The sequence below is a fragment of the Capsulimonas corticalis genome, assembly GCF_003574315.2.
GTDB lineage: Bacteria > Armatimonadota > Armatimonadia > Armatimonadales > Capsulimonadaceae > Capsulimonas > Capsulimonas corticalis.
In genome coordinates this window covers 2,041,260-2,063,632 of the sequence record NZ_AP025739.1, presented here as the reverse complement: position 1 = coordinate 2,063,632, position 22,373 = coordinate 2,041,260, and the positions used below count along the sequence as shown (strand labels likewise).

The following is a 22,373-nucleotide window of genomic DNA, read 5'->3' as shown; positions in this document are numbered from 1 at the left end:
AAAATCGCCCTACTTTGGCAGCCGCTGCACACGGCTTTTGCGGCCTTGCAGCGCGGCGTTTACGGCTGCGAGATCGAACTTCTCGGGGTCAAATTCTTCCCCCAGCCACTCGCTCATCTCTGCATAATTTTCGTGTTCGGGATTGGAGGTAATCTCCAACAAGTGAGGATAACCGAAGGGGCCGCCGCTGTCTTCGGGTGGGCCGGAGCGTTTGCCGGAGAGGCAGCGGGGATATTGGACGCCCGGTTCAGCGGGCGCGATATTTTCGACAACGATGGTGTGCATCCAGTCGTCGCCAAAATCGTATTCGTATCGGAATTTCGATTGCTCCTCAGGGATAAGCTGCGTGAGTGTGACGGCGCTCTCGTCCTCGACCTCATCGTCAAAGCTCGCATCGCCATAGTTCACCTTGCCCACGATGAACTGATGCATGTGAGAGTTCTCCCAGCCAAAGACAGTTTGAATCACACGGTGCATGTCCGCAAGATTAGAACTCCCTTTTATCTGCACGCGCCGCCAGATGGAGGGCTTGATTTTGTCGAGAGTAATTTTGAGTTGGTAGATCGTGTCTGATTTTGAAGCCATGGCCTCCACTCCTGTTCTGGATAGTTTCGATTATATTCTGGGGGTCACCCATGTGGACGTCGACTTCAAGCGATGATCCGTAAGCCGCCTGCTCATTAGGGTACACTATTTTTAGATCGCTTTTCCGCTTTTCTCCCTCACGTGTGAGTATCAGATGACAATCCACGTGAAGAGAAGGCCATGCGATACAATTCAGCCCGAGCATTAGCAAGTCCGCCCCTCCAATTGAACATGTTTCCTGACGAACCAGCACTCCAAGAGAAGAACGGCGCGGTCTATACGAAGCCGTGGGTCGTGGAGATGATCCTCGACTTGTGCGGCTATACGTCCGACGCAAACCTCGTGGACGCGGTGGCGATGGAGCCGGCCGCCGGGGCAGGTGTTTTCGTATGCGCGATGGCGCGGCGGCTTGTGTCGTCCTGCCGACGCCAAGGGCGTCCGATTCTTGACTGCCGGGATTCGCTGATCGTGCGAGAGTTGATCGAATCGAGCGCGGAGGAGACGCGGACGCGCACTCTGGCGGCGCTTCGCGCCATGGGAGTTCTCATTGAGGACGCGGAGATGCTTACGCGGACGTGGATCGCGCCGGGAGATTACCTCTCGGAGGGAAGCAGTCTCCCAAAGGCCGATTTTGTGATCGGCAATCCCCCATATATTCGTCTGGAGGATGTGAATTCCTCAATAATGGCGCAATATCGCAGCGGCTTCGCCACGATGAAGGGCCGCTCCGATATCTATATTGGCTTCTACGAAGCCGCACTCACGCAATTGAAACCGAACGGGGTTTGTGGGTTTATTTGCGCGGACCGCTGGATGCTGAATCAGTATGGGACGGAGCTGCGGCGGCATATTACATCACAGTTCAGCGTCGAGACGATCATTGAGATGCATACGGCGGGCGCGTTTGAAAGCGATGTCAGCGCGTACCCCGCCGTCACGGTGATTCGGCGGCAAATGCAAAAGGCCGTTGTCGTAGCGAGCATCAACGAAAACATTTCCCCATCCATGGGAGTCTTGGTCGCAGATTCGCTCTCTCATTTGCGTGAAACAGGCCATTTGGTAAATCCCATTTCTGGCATGACAGCAGGACGGTTTGACACCTGGTTTTCCAAGGGAGAGCCATGGCCTTGCACTTCGCCGGAGCGTCTGATGATGCTGAAATATCTGGAGCAAAATTTCCCTCCTCTCGAGTCCTTCGGCACGCGCGTCGGCATCGGGGTCGCGTCGGGAGCGGACAACGTCTTTATTACAACGCGAGCAGACACTGCCGAGGCCAGCCGCATGCTGCCGTTGGCGCTGGCGTCCGATGTCGCAGGCGGCAAGTTAGAATGGTCGGGACATTATCTTGTAGACCCATGGTCGCCGCAGGGCCTTGTGAACCTCGCGCAGCATCCTCTGCTGAGCGCCTACTATCGCCGGCATGAGACACGTCTTTTAGAACGCAATGTCGGCAAGAGAAACCCGGCGGCTTGGTACCGTACAATCGACCGCGTCAATCACGATCTGCTTGGAAAGCGCAAGCTTTACATTCCCGACATTAAAAGCCGCATCTTCCCGGTGCTGGATGATGGGAAGACTTATCCCCATCATAACCTCTATTTCATCGAGTCGGAACAATGGGACCTGGAAGTGCTTGGAGGCCTGCTTCTCTCTGACGTGGCTCAGTTTTTTGTCGAATGTTACGGGGTGCGAATGCGTGGCGGTTATTTGAGATTCCAGGCCCAGTATCTGCGCAAAATCCGCATTCCCAATCCGTCAGATATTCCAGAACATCTGGCGTTGCTTCTCAAAGAAGCGTTCCGCGCGCGAGACGTTCGGCTTGCGACATCCATTGCCCAGCAGCTCTATCGGATCGATCAAATTCCGGCGGGGGATTATATTGGAAATTGATACTCGGTTTCAGGAAGCGGTTCAGAGCTTTTAGGATGCACGCGATCGACAGATGAAAAAGCAGGAAGAACATGGGCGGCTGGACGCCGGATCGCGCGGCGCGGTGACCGGCGGCACTCAAATGGGAGCGCTGGAGCTGCTCGTCGCGGATATCTTAGCCGACGCTGGATTGGATCGCGCCGACATTCGCAGCCGTACGGCAATTGAGCTGCCCGGCTATTATCGCCCCGAAAAGAAATGGGATCTTCTGGTTGTCTCGCAAGGGCAGCTTGTGGCCGCCATTGAGTTCAAATCACAGGTTGGTCCATCCTTTGGAAATAACTTCAACAATCGCGTTGAAGAAGCAATCGGAAGCGCCACCGACATCTGGACGGCCTTTCGTGAAGGACGCTTTGGCGACGCTCCCCGCCCATTTCTAGGTTATTTCTTTTTACTGGAAGATTGCCCGAAAGTGCGAACGATCGTGCGAAACCGCGAGACGTATTTTCCGGTGGACCCTGTCTTTCAGAAAACCTCCTACAGTGATCGATATCACATTCTCTGTCAGCGTCTGGTGCTGGAGAGACTCTACGATGCTGCTTGCTTAACCCTGTCCACGCATGCCCTTCCTACCACGATCAGTCACCCTAGCAATGCTGTGAGCTTCCAGCGTTTTGCGAACGAGCTTAAGGCGGCCGCAGTCAAGTTTGGAGATGCGAAGGGGTGATAAATCTTAGCGTTTGTGGAACATTGTATTGGCTCTCCCCGCTATTCCATACAGTACACCCATGAGGAATTCCATGACATTTCCCACGAGATGGTTTGTTTGTCTCGCGCTCGCCGTACTTGCAATACCTGCCGAAGCAGAAGCACCGGATCAGGCGGCGCCAAAAACGGCGGCTCCGGCGGTCGTCGTTTTGCCGAAGCCTGGGCTGCCGCAAAATTCATCGCCGAATGCGCTTTCGGCGAATGCGTCGCTGCTGATGGTGCGCGCCGAGCGGGATAAGTACTGGCTCAACGCCAAGACGGAGATTTACAAGAGCACGCTGGAGCTGACGGCGCAGCGCGAGACGGAGCTGAACCGGGGGCTGAGCTTCAGTATCCTGACGCGCGGCAATCCGACGCGCAAGCAGATCGCGCTGACCTTTGACGACGGGCCGCATCCGGCGTACACGCCGCAATTGCTCAAGATTTTGAAGGACAATGGCGTCAAGGCGACGTTCTTTGTGGTGGGCGAGCAGGCGGAGAAGTATCCGGATCTGATCAAGGCGGAAGTCGCGGGCGGACACGCCGTCGGCAATCATACTTACGACCATGTCAGTCTGATCAAGATCCCGCAGGAGTATGTCGCCACGGAAATTAAGGCGTGCGGGGAGGTGCTGGAGCGCATCCTGGGCAAGCCGGTCAATCTCTTCCGGCCGCCGGGCGGAGTCTACGATCGCTCGGTCGCCGAAACGTCCGAAGCGCTCGGCTACAAGATGATCCTGTGGACGGACGATCCCGGCGACTACGCCAGCCCAGGTTCGAATTTGATCGAGACGCGCACGCTAGACCATGTGACGAACGGCGGGATCATCCTGCTGCACGACGGCATCCAGCAGACGATCGATGTGCTGCCGCAGATGCTCAAATATCTGAAGAGCAAGGGGTACGAGTTCGTGACGGTCGAGCAGATGGTGAAGTAGACGTAAGAAAAGCCGGAGGGACGCCCTCCGGCTTTTTGCGGTTCGCGATCAGCGGATGCGCTCGGTGATTTCCAGCGCCTCAACGGCGTCCTTACATTCTTTCAGTCCCTCTCCCGTCAGCTCGCGGTACACTTTGATCGCCTCAATCGTTCGCCCCTGGCGGACCAGCGCGCGGACTTCATCCATCGGGGCGGATGGAAGGGAGGCGTCCCCATCGCCGCCGCGTCGGAGCTGGGTCAGCAGCATATCGACTTTGCGCTCCAGGCGCGCGAGGCGCGCTTCGTCCGGAGTCGCCCCTTTAGGACCGGCCCAGCGCTGAACCAGGGCGGATACCAGCACCATCACCGCGATCAAAATTATATCGTGCAGTGTCATGCTATTCTCCCGCATCCTCGCGCCGAACGCCGGCGCTCTTCGTGACGGCTTCCCGCTCCAGCTCGGAGTGCGTGTACCCGACGGTCAGGCACTCGGTCAGATACTGTTTGAGAAACGGCGCAAAGCCTCCCAGGCGTTCGTACTGACTGGTATGCACCAGTTCATGCGCCAGAATACTGCGCACGTTCCAATAGTCGTCCTGGATGAAGACCCCGTAGCCCAGGGCCATCCCGGCGGCGCCGCCGGGCAGAAAACCCAGGCTCGCCGACGCCGCCCGCAGTTCCGGCGAATCCGGGATCGGCACGGACGGCACGCGCAGAACGCGCACGCGGTCCGGAAACGCGACCCCCATCGCCACGGCGTCGCGCCGCTGCGACTCCGTCAGCGGCGCGCCATCCGCCAGAATCCGCCGCTCCTGCGCCTCGGCCCACGCGCAGACCTGAGGCAGCATTGCTTCCAGATCATCCATTGTTAACATTGGTCATTTCTATTCCGCGCCCCATGCGCCAAGTCCTGCCTGAAGCCGGGTTTCGATTGAAACCCGGCCGCGCTACCCATGTTTCCTCTGGGTAGACTTCATTGAAGAGTCTGCGCGCCGATCGCCTCTTAAGAGTGCGAATATCGTTGCCCGAACATCCGACGGCTACCAGGAGAAAATCATGCGTACTCATCCTATCGCAATCACACTGCTGCTCACTCTGGCGGCGCTGCCGGCCGGAGCCGACACTTCCGCGGCCGACCTCCCCGTCACCCGCGTCACGCTCTACACCAGCGGCGTCGGCTACTTCGAGCGCGCGGGGTCCGTCAGCGGCGACGCCGCGGAGACTCTGCTCTTCCCCGTGGGACAGATCAACGACGTGCTGAAGTCCCTGGTCATGCTGGACACCGGCGGCGGAACGATCCAGCCGGTCACGTACGCCGCCCAGGATTCCCTTGGGCGACAGCTGCAAGCGTTCAGCATCGACCTGAGCGACAACCCCAATCGCGCCACGCTGCTCAATCGTCTGCGCGGCGCGGAAGCGACCGTCAGCTATACAGACAACGGAGCACCGGTAAAAGTTACAGGAACAATTATGGGCGTGGAGACGCAGACGGTCTCGCTGCCCAATAACGGCGGCGTGACCCAGCAATCGACCCTGAATCTCGTGACTCCGGACGGCCTGATCTCCATCCCCATGGCGTCCATCACCGCCGAAAAGCTCACGGATCCCAAGCTCAACGAGGAACTCAATCAGGCGCTGACGACCGTGGCGCAGAGCCGCAGCGCGACCAAGCGCGCGGTCACGCTCAACTTTCGCGGCAAGGGAAGCCGGCCCGTCCGCGTCGGATATCTGACCGAAGCGCCGCTGTGGCAGACCAGCTACCGGCTGGTGCTGGGCGCGAAACCCGTCATCCAGGGATGGGCGATGGTGCAGAACACGACGCAAGACGACTGGAAGAACGTTGACCTCAGCCTTGTCTCTGGCCGCCCAATCTCCTTTATTCAGGACCTTTACACCCCGCTCTACGTCCCGCGCCCCGTCGTCCAGGCCCGCGTGCAGGCGTCGCCCACCCCGCAGACCTACGCCAGCGACATCAATGCAAAGACACCGGAGGGAGTGAACAATATTGTTGCTACGGTCCAAGGCGATAACAGTCTGGTAATTCAAGATACGCCGGCGCCGGCCATGCCGCCGTCCGGCGGATTCGGAGGCGGCGGGGGCTTTGGAGGAGGTATGCCCGGTAGCCCATCGGTCGGGGGGGCAATGTTCCGAAACCGGGACGCCGCCAAGGGCGAGTCTTCCTTCGCCGACGCCGCGCGCCACAGCATCGCCTCCAGCGGCGCTCAGCTCGGCACGGCCTTATTCGCCTATCAGGTCAAGACTCCCGTGGACGTTCCCCGGCAGCAGTCGGCCATGATCCCGTTTCTGTCCTCCGGCATCCATGTCGAGGAAGTCAGCATCTACAACGCCGCCGTCCAAACCGACCATCCCCTCCTCGGCGCGCGCGTGAAGAACACCACGGGGCTGCACCTGATGGGCGGGCCGCTGACGGTGTTCGACGACAACGCGGGCTCCAACGGCTATGTCGGCGACGCGCTGATCGACGACACCGAACCCAATCAAACCCGCATCCTCTCCTACGCCGTGGACCAAGCGCTGGACGCCGAGACTAAGCCCGGCGAAGGCAGCGGAGATTTACAGTCTATTGTGATCAGCCAGGGCACGCTGATCGCCACGCATAAAGAGCGGCAGGCAACGATCTACACCTTCAAAAACCACAGCGCCAAGTCGCGCACCGTGGTCGTCGAGCAGCCCTACCCTGGCGACGACTGGAAGCTCCTGGAGCCCAAGGAAGTCACCGAACACACCGCACAGCTCGACCGTTTCGACCTCGCGGTCCCCGCCGGCGCCTCCAAAAGCCTGACCGTGACCCGCGAGCACCTCGAAAACCAAACCTACGGCCTCCTCGACACCGGCTTCGACGACCTCACCGTCTTCGTCAACACCACCCACGCCAGCGACGCCGTAAAAGCCGCCCTCAAAGACGTCATGGCCCGCCGCCGCCACATCGGCGACCTCCAGCGCCAGATCGACAGCCGCAAAGCCCAGCTCGCCGTCATCGCCCAGGGCCAAACCCGCATCCGAGACAACATGAAAGCCCTGGACCACGCCTCCGCGCTCTACAAACGCTATGTGAACGAGCTCAACACACAGGAAACACAATTGGAGAATTTACAAAACGAGATCGACAAACTGACCGCCGAGCGCGACCAGCGCCAAGCCGAACTCAATAACTTCGTGGCGAAGTTGACGGTGGATTAAAACAAAGCAGAGGTGGCCGGAGCGTGAGCGCGCTCCGGCCACGTCAAAATAGTGACGCCATCCAAATCTGTTATGAAGCAAATTTGATATCAAGGCAAAAGCTCACTCTAGTTTACACTCCCTCAGTGAATGTGTATGATATTGAATCCAATAGCCGGCTTGGCGGAAGTCCCAATTTGTTTGAGGCGCCATTGAGGAGAGCTATGAACTATCACCCGAGGCTTATCCGTATTGGTTTCCGAAAACGAAAATTGCTGCTGAAGAAAAGTATATAATGGTTTCGGAGCAGAAAGCCATGGTCCATTCCCTTCTTGTATTCCAATTTCTCCATCGAGACCGATATAAACAGCCCTAGTAGCACTTGATGCTTGACAAAGCGCCTCCACCTCCGATCCTACATGCTTTGGCAGACCATGATATGCTGTAACCAAACAACATCTATGCATGCCTGGACTTCTCGCGGATTGATCGTGCGGCCATTTGAGATGTTTAAATTGGTCGAACATTTCTGGATTACTTGTCCGAGATAAGACAATCCGGTGATAATGCCCATCATCAGGGAACACTCCCTCCACAGTGATCAATTCAGCGTTCTGAAATGCACTTTGCAGTGGGTGCCCATTACGATATGCAACAGTGCCCGCCAGCAGGATTAACACACTGACGATAGCAATGACCTTACGCTTCATACGCTCATCCTTCAAAATACCTCATGCTGAGAGATTAGACTTTTCGCGGTGTCGATACCTACCGGGAAAAGTCCATTTTGCTTGCCGCCACCCAATCACGCGTTAGTGTATCATCGTTTCTGTAAATTGTTGGAGTATTTTCGAATTTTATGCGCTCGTAAATGTCAAATAATTTTATCGCTCTGTCAGTCGTCGCCGATCATGTTGTGATTTTCACGCTCTATACTCCATTTAAAGTATCGACAACGAATCACTAAAAATCATTTATGATGGCAATAAACCTGTGATAGCGCCAAAATTTCCATTTACTTGATGTGTGTTACTCCAAAAACGATTCCATCGATCTGGGCTTTCATGTTCCCCATCAAAATTCCTAGCTTTCAGGTTCACTTCGCCATTGTGAAAATACATGAGCACAAATGCTCCATCAGGGCCATACCAAACTTCCCTGGATTCGTCGCCACCGATGGGTGACCCGAGGATTTGCCTTACTTCTTCGATCGTCATCCAGCGTTTCACCAAATTGAATTTCGCGAGGCAAATGGGGGATCTGTCTGAAACGATAAGTCGCTTATGACGATCGTACAAATAGATCGCATCCGCATCGATTTTCTCCTCACCATATTGGCCGTTTGACGATACGAACGATCCATCCTTAAGAGGAATTGAGGGATGGTTGACGATGTAGCCGATCAAAGCCGCAACACTAATGCATGCGACCAGCGCGATCACTGAGGGTTTAGCCATTTGGTAATACCATTTATCCATAAAGATCACCGACCTTTACTATCCCGTGGGGTATGCCTAAAATAAGTTTGCATAGACAGCAGCATCCACAATGGAGATATGATTCATCCAACTAGCAGCATTTTTAGAAATATAATACGGCGGTATTTTCAAAACAGCCTATTCCTGCTCCCTAATCATTCCTTACTTAATTGCTTTGAACTTAGGAAGGCTGAGAGGCGCATTGTCCGGCTAAATAGTACGGTTGGCTCGCTCGTATCGCATTAATCCACTTGTTTGAGGCGCCATTGAGGAGAGCTGTGAACTATCACGGGAGGCTTGTCTGGCTTGGTTTCCGAAAGCGAGAATTGCTGCTGAAGAAATGTCGATAATGGTTTCGGAGCGAAAAACCACTCTCCTCCCTGTTCACGCACTCCGATTTCGTTGCCGTTAGTATAAATAGCTCTCGTAACGACTGATGCTTGGCAAAGCGCCTCCGCCTCCAGCCTGGTATGCTCTGGCATACCACGATATGCTGTAATCAAGCAACATTTTTGCACAAGTCGACTGCCTGCGGAATGATCGTATGACGCATTGAGATGTTTAAATTGGTCGAACATTTCTGGGTTGCTCGTCCGAGATAAGACAATCCGGTGATAATGCCCATCATCAGGGAACACTCCCTCCACAGTGATCAATTCAGCGTTCTGAAATGCACTTTGCAGTGGGTGCCGATTATGATATGCGGCAATGCCCGCCAGCAGGATTAACACGCTGGCGATAGCAATGACCTTACGCTTCATACGCTCATCCTTCAAAATACCTCATGCTGAGAGATTAGACTTTTCGCGGTGTCGATACCTACCGGGAAAAGTCCATTTTGCTTGCCGCCACCCAATCACGCAATGGCTTTGGCGCATAATGCCAATCGGGTCTTCTGTCGAATGTCCCTCGATGGGGCTGTCCGAAAATCCCTTGATCGGAATAATACGCAAAGCGGTAAATCATCGGATGATAGTCCGGATCGAACCATATTTTAATAAAACAATCCGGCTTGCCTTTAGGAATATAGGAAGCGATCAGTTTATTAGGAGCTCGAAGGCTTTTGATTACGTCCGATGGCATTCCAACATTTGTATCTTCTGGCGCCCTACTCGTGCCTTGAGTGACAAATGAGATACTACCCGCATGCAAAAAGACCTGCTCTACGGATAGAGGATGATACCAAATGAAGTTAACGTAAAATAGAGACCCATTAATGAGGATGGCTAATGCAGCAGTGATTCTCAGAAGCTTAAGTTTCATGGTTTTCGGCAAAAGAACATTTTGTTTACACTTCTGCTCTCGTGTGGCGCTTATCGCCATTCCTACGGGAATTGATATCACTACGAGAAACATCCCAGCCAAAACGACTACTGTTGTTAGGATGCTCTTCATGATAAGCCGGCAACCTTGCTGATAGAGTACCACGCTGCGAGCGTTTCGCGCAATGGCCGGATGATGTTGCGTAATCTTCCACACTCGATATTGGTCTCCGCGCCGGACCTATGTTATAATGAACTGCCTGGGCGAATTACCATCTTAGAGCCGCGCCGATGGGCGGTTACATTCTCAAGTTCATTCGGAGACCCTCTTCATGAAGCACATCGATGTCTCATTTCTGCGCTCGCGCGGGCGGATCGCGGCGCTGGCGGCGGTTCTGCTGCTGCCGGCCGCCACGGGAAGCTACGCGGCTCCGTCGGCCACGTGGACGGGGAGTGGATCCGCGAGCTGGGGCGATCCCGGCAGCTGGAGCGGGGGAATCGTTCCCGGAGATGGGACACAGGCGCCGGAGGATGTGTTTGTCAATCTCGCTACGGATCAGATCCAGTATGGCGGGAATTACACAATCAATTCCCTGACTAACAACGGCTTGATCACCGCCGATAATAATATGGGCGTGCTGGCCATCAATGGCGGGATCGCCAATCAATCGGGCGGCAATATCACCTCCAATTATGTCAGCAGCTTTGAGATCGATGCGGGGGGCGGACTGGACAACGCCGGGCACATCGGCGCGGCGTATGGCGCCGATCAGCAGAACTCGCTGATCGTCGCGGTCAATGGGGATATCCATAATACCGGGACGATCGACAGCACGTATGGCGGCGTCACCACGATGGAATCGCTGAACGGCTCGCTGACCAACGACGCCGCGCTTGGGAGCACGCAGCAGGGAACCACGTTCGTCTACGCCGCGAACATCACGAATAACGGTGATGTGAACGCAAAGTTTGGCGGCGCGACGGTGCTCTCATCATTCGGGGATCTCAAAAATAATGGAGCCATGACGGCTTCGTTCGGCGCGGAGATCGACGCCAGCGCGACCGGTAACTTCGTCAATACAAACACCGTCAGCGCTATCCAGGGCACGAAGGTATCCGTGAACGCGAGCGGCGCCATCACCAACGAATCCGCAGGGTCGGTCTCGGCGTCGCAGTACGGAACGGTGGATCTGCTGGCCGGAGGCGATCTCAACAATCACGGCGCCATCGCGGCGTCTCAGGGGGGCGTGGTCACACTCAGCTCGACCAGCGGGCTCGTCTACAACGACGGCTCGATCACGACGGACAGCGGGGGCGGCGTGGTGGTGACCGGCGATCTGATTCAGACAGGCGGGCAGACCAAGATCAATGGGAGCCTTACGCTGGGCAGCGGCTCCGGAACTTTCTATCTGGAAAAGGGCGGCCTGGGCGGCGGCGGGACAATCGACGGGTCGGTCGTGCAGGACGGCGGGACGTTCGCGCCCGGCGATCCGACAACAACCCACATCACGGGTAATTACATCGAAAACAACGGCGTCACTCGTTTTGTCATCAACAGCCCCCACGATTTCGACCAGATCGATATCGACGGCAGCTACACATATACCGGCGGCGTGATCGACCTGCAATTCACGCAGAGCTTCTTCCAATCCCGCTTCCACAGCGGCCTTTATGAGTTCGATTTCCTGAAGTTCGCCAGTTTCATCGGCGATCCCAGCGCAATCCAGTTCACCACGAATATGTCGCCGGACAATTACTTCAGCGTCTCGCTGGACACCGGCGCGGGCGTCTATCGCGGCCTCTTCGCCAGCAGCCATGTGACTGTGCCGGAACCCGGCGGCGGCGTTATCTTCCTCACCCTCGCCTCCAGCCTCAGCATTCTTCTGTGGGCGGCGAGTCGGCGGCAAGCCATCACCCGATAACGCCCGAACTCCCCAATCTCCCCTCCGCCTCGCTGCGCAGGGGAGATTTTTTCTTTATTTTGTGATACAATTAAGAGACATAAAGATTGGTCGATAACGAGCTAAACTAACATCAATCGATTGCATCTTCGTACGTTTGCACGTTCATCAGTCCTATTGAGACGTCATTCTCTTCAATTCAAGATCAATGGATTGTCTATTGCATTTTGGCAAGAAATATGAAATACTATATTCACGTTCGCGCTGATAAGCGAGAATACGAAGCGGTCGCCCGAGGGGTGAGCCGCTTTTTTTATTGCCGGGATGGAAATTGTGGGAGAAGTCTTGACTCTCTTTGCCTGCTCGGTCATAATAAAGACAGTTTCACCATATCATTAATGGTATTAAAACGCTCACAAGACGACTTGAGGCAGGGATTCCCAGCGGGATCTCTGCCTTTGCTGCGTTTTCATGTGGGCGGCGCGAACAATTGGGGCGCGGATGGCGTCATTCACGCGAAGGAGGAAACAATGATCGATAAAACAGCGTTCGTCCATACTCTCAAAACTCAGCAAGCGATCTGCGGCTGCTCCTCCGCCCGCGTCAATCGCGCTCCAAATCGCCGGCGATCGTTTTGGGATCTGTCGCGGAGTTATTTCACGCCTTCGCGCAGCGCCGGAAGCCAGCCTAAGACTGAAGATTGGAATACCGACAATCTGCGCCGGCTGGTGGAAGGAAAGCCGCTGGCGGATGTCGTACACACTCCGCCAGGGCGCTGACCGTCCGGCGGCCCGGCAATACACCGAAGAAGAGGGAAGACCAACATGGCGTCACCAGCCAACGGATACGCGCAGGCCGTACAGCCGATCGCCCCGAACACGATCCACACGGACACCGAAGGGCTGATCGCGGAAGATATTCAGATCCCCACATCGGACGGGGCGATCTACGGCTATTACGCCGCGCCCGAAGGCGGACAAAGCCTCCCGACCATCGTTGTGATCCATGAGATCTTCTCCGTCCACGAGCATATCAAGGATGTCGCGCGGCGGCTTGCAAAGCTCGGGTACCTCGCCATCGCGCCCGACTTCTTTGGCCGGCAGGGCGATGTCAGCCAGCTCGCCGACCATCAGCAGATCTTCACGGAAGTCGTCTCCAAAGTCCCGGACGCCCAGGTGCTCTCCGATATCGACGCCGCCTTCGATTGGGCCACGCAATCCGGCCTGGCCGATCCCGCGCGCCTCGCCGTGACCGGCTTCTGCTGGGGCGGCCGCCTCACCTGGCTCTACGCCGCCCACACGGATCGAATCCAAGCCGGCGTCGCCTGGTACGGCAGGCTCGCCAGCAAGACCGACCCGCTGCATCCCCAGCAGCCGATCGATGTCGCCGCCCACCTCAAGGCGCCTGTCCTGGGCCTGTACGGCGGACAAGACGCCGGGATTCCGCAGGATCAAGTCAGCGCCGTTCAGGAGATTCTCAAAGACGCCGGCGGCCCGTCACGGATCCACGTCTATCCCGAAGCCGGCCACGCCTTTTACGCGGACTACCGCCCAAGTTATAAGCCGATCGAAGCCGAAGACGGGTTCACAAGCTTGCGGGACTGGCTGCGGACTTACGGGGTTTCTTAGGGGGCGGGTCCCCATTCATCCCTATTCCCCCGGCGCTAAAGCGCTTTTCCCCTTTTTCCCAGCAAGCCGCTTCGCGGGGGAAAAGGGGTGCTTGTCACTGCCGTCCATTCACTCGTCACATGACCGTGAGGAGTTGATATTGCGAACGCCAAAACACTCTTCACACATTCTTGTCGAGAGTGAATGGAACTTAATGAGTGGTGGACTTGCTCGGGTTTTGTAGACACTTCGTTAAGCGGCTCTTGCGAGCTGTTGCTGTTGCTCAAAATGGCGCTGTTCAAATTGAGCGGGGCTGATATAACCAAGCGTCGAATGTCGACGCTTGCGGTTATACCAGACTTCAATATACTCGAACACACAAGCTTTCGCTTCCTCCCGAGTACGAAATACCTGCCGAGTACGAAATACCTGCATTCGAGATACTTGCGCAGGCAGCATCTCGGTCTTCAACGTCGAGAAAAAACTCTCCGCCACGGCATTGTCCCAGCAGTTGCCCTTACGGCTCATGCTGGCCACCATGCCGTGGCAATTCAGTTTGTCTTGGTAAACGAGGCCGGCGTATTGCCCACCTCGATCGCTATGGTAAACAAGCCCCGCCTGCGGACAGCACCGCTGGATTGCCATTTCGAGAGCGTCACAGACCAAGCGGGTTTCCATCGTCGCCTGCATCGACCAGCCGACCACACGGCGGCTGAACAAGTCCAGGACGACCGCCAAATACAGCCAGCCTTCACGCGTCCACAGATACGTGATGTCGCCCACCCAGCATTGATTGGGAGACGCCACCGTGAACTGTCGATCCAGCACATTGGGAGCGATGGGCAACGCATGATCCGATTGGGTTGTCACTCGGAAACGTCGTCTCTTCTTCGCCACAATCTGATGGGACTGCATCAAGCGCGCCACTCGATGGCGACCACAAGCAATCCCTTGCTCTCGCAGCTCTAAATGGATGCGTGGGCTGCCATAGCTTCTGTCGTAGCTTTGCTGGTGTACTTTCTGGATCTGGTCCACCAACGCCAAGTCTCGCTCTTGTTTTTCATGGCGACGCACGGCGCGTTTCTCAGAGCGCCATGCGTAATAGCTTCTGGTTTTGAGCTCCATGACCTCACAGAGCATCTGCACGGAAAATCGTCCCGCATAGTCTTGAATGAATCGGTATCTCACTGCGGGCGGTTCGTGAAGATACCGACCGCTTTTTTTAGGATTTCATTCTCCTCTTTGAGGCGGGCGTTTTCGCGTTTGAGCTGTGCGAGTTCGGGATCGGAGGGATTACCTTTGCCGGGGAAAGGATTCTCAGGCTGGACCTCCAAGCTCTTCTTCCATTTGGCGATCAAGCTTTCGGCAATTCCCAAATCGCGTGCTGCGCCGCTGAGATTGCCCTTCTCCTCGGCCAGGCGGATCGCCTCGCGTTTGAACTCTTCGGTGTAAGATTTACGGTTCGTCATAAAACTCCTCGCGCCATCAAGCATTCATTAAGATGGCTTCCTAATGTTAAGATTAGGCTTTTCGAGGTGTCTATCCTACCAGGGCAAGTTCATGGCTCCCCTTTTCCCCTGCGAAGCAGCTTGTTGGGAAAAAGGAGAAAGCGCGCTAAAGCGCCGGGGGAATAGGGATGAACGGGGCCATACCCTCCTCAGGTACAATCCCATATGCCTCCATCGACGCAGTCCACTCACGCCCTCCTGCAAATCCAAGGCCTCGCCATCGCCGCCGGCGATGTTCCTCTGCAAACCAATCTCCATCTGGACCTGGCGCCCGGCGAACTGCTGGCGATCACCGGGCCGTCAGGATGCGGCAAGACGACGCTGCTGCGGACGGTCACGGCGCTCCAGCCGGCGCTTGCGGGGACGATCCGGCTTCAGGGCCGCACGCCGGAGGAGTGGGGCTGGGCGGCGTTCCGGCGCAAGGCGACGCTGGTGACGCAGCGGCCGACGCTGCTGGACCTGACCGTCGAGGAAAACCTGCGGCGGCCGTTCCACTACCGAACCGCCGCCACGCCGTACCCGGAGCAGCGGGCGCGTGATTTGATGGAGGAACTGGCCGTCGGCGCCGACCGTTTGACGCAGGCCGCGCGAACGCTTTCGATCGGACAGCAGCAGCGCGTCTGCCTGATCCGGGCGCTGCTTATGGACCCGCCCGTCCTCTGCCTGGATGAGCCGACGAGCGCGCTCGATCCCGACGCCGTCGGACTGGTCGAGCGCCTGATCCGACGCCTGGCGCAGGACGACGGCCTCGCCGCCCTGGTGGTCACTCACGATCCCCGACTGGCGGCCGAATGGTGCACGCGGCAGTTCCTCATGCCCCGCGCGGAGGCTACGGTATGACGGACAGTATCCAGCACCTCACGCTCGCGCAGATCCTCATCGCCACCTTGCTGGTCGCGTTCAGCGCCCTCGTCAGCATTTTCTTCGGCTTGAAACTCGAAAAGCAGCTCGCCGTCGCCGCGCTGCGCACCATCGCGCAGCTGTTCCTCGTCGGCTACATCCTGAAATACGTCTTCGCGGTCCACCACCCCGTTCTGGTCTTTCTCCTGATCGCGATTATGGTCGGGTTCGCCGCGCACGCCTCCGTCAGCCGCGCCAAACGCCGCTACGCCCGCGTCCAGCTCGACGCCTTCCTGACGCTCACCGCCAGCAGCATCATCACCGGCTTCATCGTGACGGGCGTCATCATCCAGATTCACCCCTGGTACCGGCCCCAATACGTCATCCCCCTCCTCGGCATGATCCTGGGAAATAGCCTGACCGGCGTCTCGATCGCCCTCGATCAATTGCTCGGAGATCTCACCGACCACCGCGACACCATCGAAATGGAGCTCGCCCACGGCGCCTCCGCCTGGGAAGCCGCACGCGGCCCGCTCGCCGACGCCGTCCGCCGAGGCATGATCCCCACCATCAACAGCATGGTCGTCGTCGGCATCGTCTCTCTCCCCGGCATGATGACCGGCCAAATCCTCGCCGGCTCCGACCCGCTCGAAGCTGTCAAGTATCAAATCGTCGTCATGTTCATGCTCGCCGCCGCCACCGCGCTGGGGTGTATGATGATTACGCTGCTGGCGTATCGAAGATTGTTTAATGCGGCGCAGCAGTTGGAGGAGAGGAAGATTTTGCGGTCGTGAGAATTCGCAGCATAAGAGTCGCTGGCGGTTTCAACCGCCAGCGACTCTTAATCCCAGCCACACACCTATCGCAGCAAATTCGACTTCGCCAGATCCAGGATCTCATCCCCTCGCCCATTCATAATCGCCTTCGCCATATACACGCTGAACCCTTTGACCTGCTCCGCCTGGAGCGACGGCGGCATGGAGAGTTCCTGGCGGTTCACGACCACGTCCACCAGCGCGGGGCCGTTGTGGGCGAGGGCTTCGGCGAGCATGGGGCGGACTTGTTCGGGGGATTCGGCGCGGAAGCCTCGGATGCCGATGGCTTCGGCCATTTTGGCGAAGTCGGGGTTGCTCAGGTCCGTGCCGAAGTCGAGGATGCCGGCGGCTTTCATTTCCAGTTCGACAAAGGCGAGGGCGCCGTTGTTGAAGACGACAATTTTGATCGGCAAATTTAACTGGCGCAGGGAAAGCAGGTCGCCCATTAGCATGGCGAAGCCGCCGTCGCCGGAGAGAGTGATAATTTGGCGCCCCGGCGCGGCGTACTGCGCGCCGATGGCTTGCGGGAGCGCACCCGCCATGGAGCCGTGGACGAACGAGCCAATCAGGCGCCGCTGGCCGTTCATCGTGAGATAGCGCGCCGCCCAGACCGTGGGCGTGCCGACATCGCAGGTGAAGACGGCGTCGGGCGCGGCGGCGTCGTCAATGGCTTTGGCGACGAACTGTGGGTGGATGGGCTTATGGCCGGGCTCGCCGGACGCCAGATCGTCGAGGCCCTTGCGCGCTTTCTGGTAGTGCGCCAGAGCGGAATCCAGATGCGCGCGGTCCGTCTTGGCGTGGAGCAGAGGCGTGAGGGCGCGAAGGGTGTCGCCGACGTCGCCCACCAGGCCGAGGTCGACTTTGCGGCGGCGGCCGATCTGCTCGCCCCGAAGGTCCACCTGGATGACTTTGGCCTTGGGCGGATAGAACTGGGTGTAGGGAAAGTCCGTGCCGAGCATCAAGAGGACATCGCTGTCCATCATGGCGTGGTAGCCGGATTCAAAGCCGAGCAAGCCTGTCATGCCGACATCGTAGGGGTTGTCGTATTCGATGAACTCCTTGCCGCGCAGGGCGTGCACGATGGGAGATTTGAGCTTCTCGGCGGCTTCCAGCAGCTCGGCGTGCGCGGCCGCGCAGCCGGCGCCGCCCAGAAGGGTGACTTTCTTCGCATCATTGAGAATCTCGGCGGCCTTTTGCAGGACGGAATCGGCGGGGCGTAATACGGATGGTTCGGCTTCCCAGGAGAAGCCCGCTTCGTCGGAAACGGCGTCCTTCATCGCGATGTCGCCGGGAATGATCACGACCGCGACGCCGCGCTTGGCGAGGGCCGTGCGCATGGCGATGTCGAGGATGCGCGGCATCTGCTCGGGGCTCGAGATCGTTTCGCAGTAGTGGCTGCACTCACGGAAGAGATGCTCCGGGCGCGTCTCCTGAAAATATCCCGAGCCAATCTCGGCGCTCGGGATCTGGGCCGCGATCGCCAGCACCGGAACGCGGCTGCGGTGGCAGTCGTAGAGACCGTTGATCAGGTGCAGGTTGCCCGGGCCGCAGCTGCCCGCGCAGACCGCGAGCGTTCCCGTCAAGTGCGCCTCGGCCCCGGCCGCGAACGCCGCCGTTTCTTCATGCCGCACATGAATCCAGTCGATCTCATCGTGAACACGGATACTGTCCGTGATGGCGTTGAGTGAATCGCCCACCAGACCGTAGACCCGTTTCACTCCCGCAGCGATCAGGGATTCGACAAACACTTCCGCGACTTTTTTGGACATTCCAGGGCCTCTTTCGATATTACTCGTCAGGCATATCTACCCAGAAATCCGACAGGAATCTCGTAGGGACGCTTGGAATGTAGGGATGCTCGACAATGCACGTTCCCAAATTCCCAAACGCGCCGCCCGGCGGCCAATTCCCCATGGAGAACGCAATAATGGAAGACAACGAAACCCTGATACGGCGCTGGTTCGAACAACTCTGGAATGACAAGCGAGTGGAGACGATCGACGAGATCTTCGCGCCCGACGGCGTATCTTACGGCATGCTGGAAGGCGGCGTCCCAACCTACGGCCGCGAGCATTGGAAACAAGTCCACGCCGCATTCTGCGCCGCCATTCCGGACCTACACATCGAGCTGCTGAGCATCATCTCCAGCGGCGACCAGGTCGCCGTCCGGTTTGTCGCGACCGGCGTGAACAGCGGCCCATTCCAGGGGATTCCGGCGTCGAATGAAGCGGTAAGGATCGACGGCATGTGTACGGCCTTGATCCGCAACGGTCAAATCCTCGAAGGCCGCAACGTCATCGACATGCTCGGCTTCTTGCAGCAGATCGGCGCCAGTCCCAAGATCGCCGAAATCGCGGCGGCGAAGCTTCAGGAGCTTTCCCCGATCTAAGCGCGCCGATCTTCTCGATCGTCCGGGCGATACCGGTCCACAAACTCGGGATATCGATCGCCCTCCAATTGCGTCTCGCCGTTGACCTTCTCCAGACGGACCGGCGAGACGCCGGAGAGGCGTTCGATGTGGTCGGCAAGCGCCGTGGAGTGCGTGGTGATCCAGAGCTGCGTGTCGCGGGAAGCGCGCACGATGAGATGGGCAAGCGGCTCCAATAGATCGGGATGAAGACTGGTTTCCGGTTCGTTCAGCGCGAGCACGCCCGGAGGTCTGGGAGTCAGCAGGGCGGCCAGAAGGCAGAGATAGCGGATCGTGCCGTCGCTCAGTTCGCTCGCTTCGAAAGGGCGGGCCAGGCCCGGCATGTGAAGCGTCAGGCTATAACGGCCCTTGCGAACTTTGACCATCAGCCTGCCGCCTGGAAACGCCTGCGTCACGGCGCCGATCAAATCCACAGAATCGATGGAAAGAATGGTGGCGAGCGCGGCGGCTAAATCCGAGCCGTCATGTGAGAGAATCGGCGTAAAGACGCCGATCTGTGGATGCCTCAAAGGCGCTTGCGCATCCGTGCGAAAGCCATGATAGAATCGCCAGTTGCACATCTCCTGATGCAGCGCCGAAAGCTGAGGAAACCGATGCGGTTCACGCAGCTGCGATAGGACGGACTCCGACGCGGAGAGCGCCATGGGAAATTGGGCGCGCGCGCCTTCAACATCGCGCAGCCATACCGATCCGGGGCCGCGCTCCAGCATCGGCGTGCGCTTTTTTTGATCGACGAACCATACCTTTTCTGATTTGATATGGGGATCCAGTTCAAACCAGAGGCACGGCATGCCGGTTTCCGGATCGATGCTGGTATCGTATGGACGCGGCACGAGATTCGGCGGCGCAAGCCCGCATGTGAGCTCGTACACGAGAGAGCCACTGGTAAATCCCAGCGTCATGTCCACCACGCCTTTGGAGCGTGGGCCGGCCCAAAGCGCCGACGGCATCCCGCCTTCGTCGGCCAACGCCCGCGCGAGACGCCCATTGGCGGCGGAAGCCAGCAGATACATGGACTGATAGAGATTGCTCTTGCCGCACCCATTCGGCCCCACCAGGACGTTGATTCGCTGGAACTCCACGCTGATATCACGAATGGACCGATAGCCGGAGACATTGAGCTGAGTGATCGCCATAATCTCCGATGTTCTCGGCCCCGCGCCGCTTCTCCTCTATTCCCGCCACCCCGCCGCGTCGATCATCCGGCAGAAGTTCGGGCGGACGTAGCCCGGCAGCTTGCGCTCCAGAACGTCGGCTTTGACGTTGCCGAACGCGGTTTCGGGTTTGTGCTTGATCCCATCGGCGAACGCCTGGATGATCCCCTCTTTGAAGTTCGGGCGGGGATGCGCCGCCAGCACCAATGCGCGCGCATTTTCGGTCACTTCCTCGAATCCGAGGCCCAGCACATCCATCTCCACTCCCGCCGTCACCAGCGCCACGACGGGCGGCTTGAACCAGGGGATTTCCGGCGTCGTGTGCAGCGCGATCGCATCCCAGACCAGATCGATCTCGCCTTCGGAGACGCCGCGCGTCCGGAGAAAGTCACGCGCGGTGTTGGCGCCGTCGATTTCGAAACGATGATTGGGACTGCTGTACTGGGGCGTCAAACCGATATCGTGGAACATGGCGCCCAGGTAGAGAAGTTCCGGATCGTAAGCCATTCCCCGCCGCTGACCGCGCAGAGCGCCAAAGAGATAGACGCGCAGCGAGTGATCGAACAAAAGAGTCGATTCCGTATCGCGAATCAGCTCCGTTGCTTCTCGCGCGAGCCTGCTGTCGGGTACGACAATTCCGGCAATCTCAGTCATGGATTTCCACCTTTCGGAAATGAACGATTTGTCTATCAAGTGATAGACAAATCAATTCTACCTATACATAGGTAGAATTGTCAACCAATCATAAGAAACAGATTCGCATCAGATGGCGGCCGGCTCGGGGCGAAGACCGGCCAGGAGCCAGCGAGTCGCGGTTTCGTAGCGCTGAACATCGTTGAACGCGCGGGCCACCAGCATCACGCCTTCGATAGATGAAAAGAGCGCCTCGGCGGCTATGGCCGCGCTGCCCTGGAACGCGAACTGGCCCTGCGCCCGCCCGGCGTCGAGGATTTTCTCCAGCCAGGCGACGTTCTCGGAAAACAGCGCTCGGACCGCCTGCGCGATCCCCTCCGGCAGCGACTCCTGCTCCCCCGCCAGAGCCGCGCCAAGACAGAGATGGTCGCCGGTCGCCATCAGATCGCGATAAACATCCACGTAGCGCTGAAGGCAGCGCCTCGGATCATTCTTTTCTTCTCGCTCGATCCGCGACAGATGGCTCAGAAATCGGTCCTGGTAGCGGGCAACCATCGCGAGACCCAGATCGGTTTTGGAAGGAAAGTAGTAATGGATGCTCGGCGCCCGGATCCCAATGCGCTCGGCCAGATCCCGATAGCTAAAGCCGTTGTATCCGCGTGTCTGCACGAATTGCTGCGCCAGGTCCAGCACCGCCTCGCGCGTGTCTTTGTCGGCCATTGAAAAACTCCCCGCCTATTCTACCCTGCGGGAGCGGCGACAGGCTCGGCCTCCGGCCATGCGCGCATCGCCATCTGCGCGATACGCCATAGCTCCTCGCGGCTCGTTCCCGTGGTCACATGCACATCCATCCCCTGAATGACGGCGCAGAGGAAGCGGGCAAGATCGGCGCAGTCGACATCCGCCGGCAGATCGCCCTCCGCCACGCCCCGCTCCAGACGCTCGCGCAGCCGGGCCTCGCCCGACGCGCGCTCGGCGATCAGCTTGCGCCGGATCGGGTCCGCGTCGTCACCGGAAACGAGCGCCCCCTGCACCAGCAGGCATCCGCACGGATTTTCGGGCGAGGTCAGCAGGTTCACGACGCCCGCCAGCAGCTTCTCCACCGCCCCCCGCGCCGTCGGCTCATTCAGCGCATCGCAGGCATAGGACGCCGGCCCCTGGTTGTAACGGTCCAGCGCCTTGCGAAACAGCTCTTCTTTATTCCCGAACGCCGCGTACAGACTGGGCCGGTTGATGCCCATGGCCTGAGTCAGATCCGACAGCGACGCTCCCTCATACCCCTTGCGCCAGAAGACTTGAAGGGCGAGATCGAGCGCGCGATCGGCGTCGAAAGCGCGGGGACGCCCCCGGGCCGAAGAATTTTCTTTAATTTCCATACCAATAAGTATATAACTATTGACAAGATCCGTCAAGAGACGGTATATATGTACCGATAAGTAAATATATCGTT

23 protein-coding genes are annotated in these 22,373 nt (G+C 58.0%); 10 read left to right on the top strand and 13 right to left on the bottom strand.

Annotated features, from left to right (window positions below; all coding sequences use genetic code 11):
- Positions 1-9 precede the first annotated feature (9 nt).
- A complete protein-coding gene (locus tag D5261_RS08830) occupies positions 10-585 on the bottom strand; it encodes a plasmid pRiA4b ORF-3 family protein (RefSeq protein ID WP_119324233.1) in 576 nt (191 codons plus the stop codon).
- A 180-nt stretch (positions 586-765) separates the two neighbouring features.
- On the opposite strand from D5261_RS08830, the gene D5261_RS08825 reads away from it, so the two are divergent.
- The 3 genes from D5261_RS08825 to D5261_RS08815 all read left to right on the top strand — a co-directional run bounded on the left by D5261_RS08825 (position 766) and on the right by D5261_RS08815 (position 4,139).
- Positions 766-2,475, top strand: a complete 1,710-nt coding sequence (locus D5261_RS08825; protein WP_119324234.1) for an Eco57I restriction-modification methylase domain-containing protein — start codon at positions 766-768, stop codon at positions 2,473-2,475.
- A 52-nt stretch (positions 2,476-2,527) separates the two neighbouring features.
- A complete protein-coding gene (locus D5261_RS08820; RefSeq protein ID WP_119324235.1) occupies positions 2,528-3,181 on the top strand; it encodes a PaeR7I family type II restriction endonuclease in 654 nt (217 codons plus the stop codon).
- Between the two features lie 73 nt (positions 3,182-3,254).
- Positions 3,255-4,139, top strand: a complete 885-nt coding sequence (locus D5261_RS08815; protein WP_165864566.1) for a polysaccharide deacetylase family protein — start codon at positions 3,255-3,257, stop codon at positions 4,137-4,139.
- 48 nt (positions 4,140-4,187) lie between these two features.
- On the opposite strand, the gene D5261_RS08810 is transcribed toward D5261_RS08815, so the two are convergent.
- Together D5261_RS08810 and D5261_RS08805 are read right to left on the bottom strand one after the other, a co-directional pair.
- Positions 4,188-4,514, bottom strand: coding sequence for a ribosomal L7/L12 family protein (locus D5261_RS08810; RefSeq protein WP_218025740.1), 327 nt, complete (start codon positions 4,512-4,514; stop codon positions 4,188-4,190).
- Between the two features lies 1 nt (position 4,515).
- Positions 4,516-4,992, bottom strand: a complete 477-nt coding sequence (locus tag D5261_RS08805; RefSeq protein WP_119324237.1) for a hypothetical protein — start codon at positions 4,990-4,992, stop codon at positions 4,516-4,518.
- A gap of 181 nt (positions 4,993-5,173) precedes the next feature.
- Between D5261_RS08805 and D5261_RS08800 the strand changes: the two genes are divergently transcribed.
- On the top strand, positions 5,174-7,318 hold the full coding sequence (locus D5261_RS08800; RefSeq protein ID WP_119324238.1) for a hypothetical protein: 2,145 nt from the start codon (positions 5,174-5,176) through the stop codon (positions 7,316-7,318).
- A 122-nt stretch (positions 7,319-7,440) separates the two neighbouring features.
- Here the strand turns inward: D5261_RS08800 and D5261_RS08795 are convergent, their stop codons facing one another.
- The 4 genes from D5261_RS08795 to D5261_RS08780 form a co-directional block, all read right to left on the bottom strand.
- Positions 7,441-8,007, bottom strand: coding sequence for a hypothetical protein (locus tag D5261_RS08795; protein WP_125206277.1), 567 nt, complete (start codon positions 8,005-8,007; stop codon positions 7,441-7,443).
- Positions 8,008-8,271: 264 nt separating this feature from the next.
- On the bottom strand, positions 8,272-8,775 hold the full coding sequence (locus tag D5261_RS08790; RefSeq protein ID WP_119324239.1) for a hypothetical protein: 504 nt from the start codon (positions 8,773-8,775) through the stop codon (positions 8,272-8,274).
- Between the two features lie 242 nt (positions 8,776-9,017).
- Positions 9,018-9,536, bottom strand: coding sequence for a hypothetical protein (locus D5261_RS08785; protein WP_125206278.1), 519 nt, complete (start codon positions 9,534-9,536; stop codon positions 9,018-9,020).
- Between the two features lie 58 nt (positions 9,537-9,594).
- Complete coding sequence (locus D5261_RS08780; protein ID WP_119324241.1) at positions 9,595-10,254, bottom strand: hypothetical protein; 660 nt, start codon at positions 10,252-10,254, stop codon at positions 9,595-9,597.
- Between the two features lie 115 nt (positions 10,255-10,369).
- On the opposite strand from D5261_RS08780, the gene D5261_RS08775 reads away from it, so the two are divergent.
- The 3 genes from D5261_RS08775 to D5261_RS08765 all read left to right on the top strand — a co-directional run bounded on the left by D5261_RS08775 (position 10,370) and on the right by D5261_RS08765 (position 13,566).
- The gene (locus D5261_RS08775; protein ID WP_119324242.1) at positions 10,370-11,959 is read left to right on the top strand and encodes an autotransporter outer membrane beta-barrel domain-containing protein; all 1,590 of its coding nucleotides are present in this window, start codon (positions 10,370-10,372) and stop codon (positions 11,957-11,959) included.
- Positions 11,960-12,468: 509 nt separating this feature from the next.
- On the top strand, positions 12,469-12,717 hold the full coding sequence (locus tag D5261_RS08770) for a hypothetical protein (protein ID WP_125206279.1): 249 nt from the start codon (positions 12,469-12,471) through the stop codon (positions 12,715-12,717).
- A gap of 45 nt (positions 12,718-12,762) precedes the next feature.
- Positions 12,763-13,566 carry a dienelactone hydrolase family protein gene (locus D5261_RS08765; RefSeq protein ID WP_119324244.1) on the top strand — a complete coding sequence of 268 codons (804 nt, stop codon included), beginning with the start codon at positions 12,763-12,765 and terminating at the stop codon, positions 13,564-13,566.
- Positions 13,567-13,797: 231 nt separating this feature from the next.
- On the opposite strand, the gene D5261_RS08760 is transcribed toward D5261_RS08765, so the two are convergent.
- A protein-coding gene (locus D5261_RS08760) for an IS3 family transposase (protein WP_435792402.1) occupies positions 13,798-15,014 on the bottom strand; the annotation gives its coding sequence in 2 pieces (ribosomal slippage) (positions 13,798-14,753 and positions 14,753-15,014; 1,218 coding nt in all).
- A 204-nt stretch (positions 15,015-15,218) separates the two neighbouring features.
- Here D5261_RS08760 and D5261_RS08755 point away from each other — a divergent pair.
- Together D5261_RS08755 and D5261_RS08750 are read left to right on the top strand one after the other, a co-directional pair.
- Positions 15,219-15,893 carry an ABC transporter ATP-binding protein gene (locus D5261_RS08755; RefSeq protein WP_119322483.1) on the top strand — a complete coding sequence of 225 codons (675 nt, stop codon included), beginning with the start codon at positions 15,219-15,221 and terminating at the stop codon, positions 15,891-15,893.
- A complete protein-coding gene (locus tag D5261_RS08750; protein WP_119322484.1) occupies positions 15,890-16,687 on the top strand; it encodes an ABC transporter permease in 798 nt (265 codons plus the stop codon). Before D5261_RS08755 ends, D5261_RS08750 begins: the two co-directional genes overlap by 4 nt.
- A gap of 65 nt (positions 16,688-16,752) precedes the next feature.
- On the opposite strand, the gene poxB is transcribed toward D5261_RS08750, so the two are convergent.
- Positions 16,753-18,477, bottom strand: coding sequence for a ubiquinone-dependent pyruvate dehydrogenase (gene poxB, locus D5261_RS08745; RefSeq protein WP_119322485.1), 1,725 nt, complete (start codon positions 18,475-18,477; stop codon positions 16,753-16,755).
- A 95-nt stretch (positions 18,478-18,572) separates the two neighbouring features.
- Between poxB and D5261_RS08740 the strand changes: the two genes are divergently transcribed.
- Entirely contained in the window at positions 18,573-19,097 is a 525-nt protein-coding gene (locus D5261_RS08740) for an ester cyclase (RefSeq protein WP_119322486.1), read from the top strand.
- Here D5261_RS08740 and D5261_RS08735 read toward each other — a convergent pair.
- The 4 genes from D5261_RS08735 to D5261_RS08720 form a co-directional block, all read right to left on the bottom strand.
- Positions 19,094-20,272 (bottom strand): AAA family ATPase, encoded by a 1,179-nt coding sequence (locus D5261_RS08735; RefSeq protein ID WP_119322487.1) that lies wholly within the window; start codon positions 20,270-20,272, stop codon positions 19,094-19,096. The two genes, D5261_RS08740 and D5261_RS08735, sit on opposite strands and share 4 nt — an antisense overlap.
- 36 nt (positions 20,273-20,308) lie before the next feature.
- Positions 20,309-20,944 (bottom strand): HD domain-containing protein, encoded by a 636-nt coding sequence (locus D5261_RS08730; protein ID WP_119322488.1) that lies wholly within the window; start codon positions 20,942-20,944, stop codon positions 20,309-20,311.
- A 108-nt stretch (positions 20,945-21,052) separates the two neighbouring features.
- Positions 21,053-21,643, bottom strand: coding sequence for a TetR/AcrR family transcriptional regulator (locus D5261_RS08725; protein WP_119322489.1), 591 nt, complete (start codon positions 21,641-21,643; stop codon positions 21,053-21,055).
- 20 nt (positions 21,644-21,663) lie between these two features.
- A complete protein-coding gene (locus tag D5261_RS08720; RefSeq protein WP_119322490.1) occupies positions 21,664-22,299 on the bottom strand; it encodes a TetR/AcrR family transcriptional regulator in 636 nt (211 codons plus the stop codon).
- Positions 22,300-22,373: the final 74 nt, after the last annotated feature.

Bases quoted from the DNA above. Each gene is read 5' to 3' on its own strand.
- D5261_RS08755 (WP_119322483.1), top strand. From the start codon at position 15,219: ATGCCTCCATCGACGCAGTCCACTCACGCCCTCCTGCAAATCCAAGGC.
- D5261_RS08775 (WP_119324242.1), top strand. From the start codon at position 10,370: ATGAAGCACATCGATGTCTCATTTCTGCGCTCGCGCGGGCGGATCGCG.
- poxB (WP_119322485.1), bottom strand. From the start codon at position 18,477: ATGTCCAAAAAAGTCGCGGAAGTGTTTGTCGAATCCCTGATCGCTGCG.
- D5261_RS08810 (WP_218025740.1), bottom strand. From the start codon at position 4,514: ATGACACTGCACGATATAATTTTGATCGCGGTGATGGTGCTGGTATCC.
- D5261_RS08720 (WP_119322490.1), bottom strand. From the start codon at position 22,299: ATGGAAATTAAAGAAAATTCTTCGGCCCGGGGGCGTCCCCGCGCTTTC.
- D5261_RS08790 (WP_119324239.1), bottom strand. From the start codon at position 8,775: ATGGATAAATGGTATTACCAAATGGCTAAACCCTCAGTGATCGCGCTG.
- D5261_RS08805 (WP_119324237.1), bottom strand. From the start codon at position 4,992: ATGTTAACAATGGATGATCTGGAAGCAATGCTGCCTCAGGTCTGCGCG.
- D5261_RS08815 (WP_165864566.1), top strand. From the start codon at position 3,255: ATGACATTTCCCACGAGATGGTTTGTTTGTCTCGCGCTCGCCGTACTT.
- D5261_RS08740 (WP_119322486.1), top strand. From the start codon at position 18,573: ATGCACGTTCCCAAATTCCCAAACGCGCCGCCCGGCGGCCAATTCCCC.
- D5261_RS08770 (WP_125206279.1), top strand. From the start codon at position 12,469: ATGATCGATAAAACAGCGTTCGTCCATACTCTCAAAACTCAGCAAGCG.
- D5261_RS08800 (WP_119324238.1), top strand. From the start codon at position 5,174: ATGCGTACTCATCCTATCGCAATCACACTGCTGCTCACTCTGGCGGCG.
- D5261_RS08830 (WP_119324233.1), bottom strand. From the start codon at position 585: ATGGCTTCAAAATCAGACACGATCTACCAACTCAAAATTACTCTCGAC.
- D5261_RS08730 (WP_119322488.1), bottom strand. From the start codon at position 20,944: ATGACTGAGATTGCCGGAATTGTCGTACCCGACAGCAGGCTCGCGCGA.
- D5261_RS08785 (WP_125206278.1), bottom strand. From the start codon at position 9,536: ATGAAGCGTAAGGTCATTGCTATCGCCAGCGTGTTAATCCTGCTGGCG.
- D5261_RS08750 (WP_119322484.1), top strand. From the start codon at position 15,890: ATGACGGACAGTATCCAGCACCTCACGCTCGCGCAGATCCTCATCGCC.
- D5261_RS08765 (WP_119324244.1), top strand. From the start codon at position 12,763: ATGGCGTCACCAGCCAACGGATACGCGCAGGCCGTACAGCCGATCGCC.
- D5261_RS08795 (WP_125206277.1), bottom strand. From the start codon at position 8,007: ATGAAGCGTAAGGTCATTGCTATCGTCAGTGTGTTAATCCTGCTGGCG.
- D5261_RS08820 (WP_119324235.1), top strand. From the start codon at position 2,528: ATGAAAAAGCAGGAAGAACATGGGCGGCTGGACGCCGGATCGCGCGGC.
- D5261_RS08725 (WP_119322489.1), bottom strand. From the start codon at position 21,643: ATGGCCGACAAAGACACGCGCGAGGCGGTGCTGGACCTGGCGCAGCAA.
- D5261_RS08735 (WP_119322487.1), bottom strand. From the start codon at position 20,272: ATGGCGATCACTCAGCTCAATGTCTCCGGCTATCGGTCCATTCGTGAT.
- D5261_RS08825 (WP_119324234.1), top strand. From the start codon at position 766: ATGCGATACAATTCAGCCCGAGCATTAGCAAGTCCGCCCCTCCAATTG.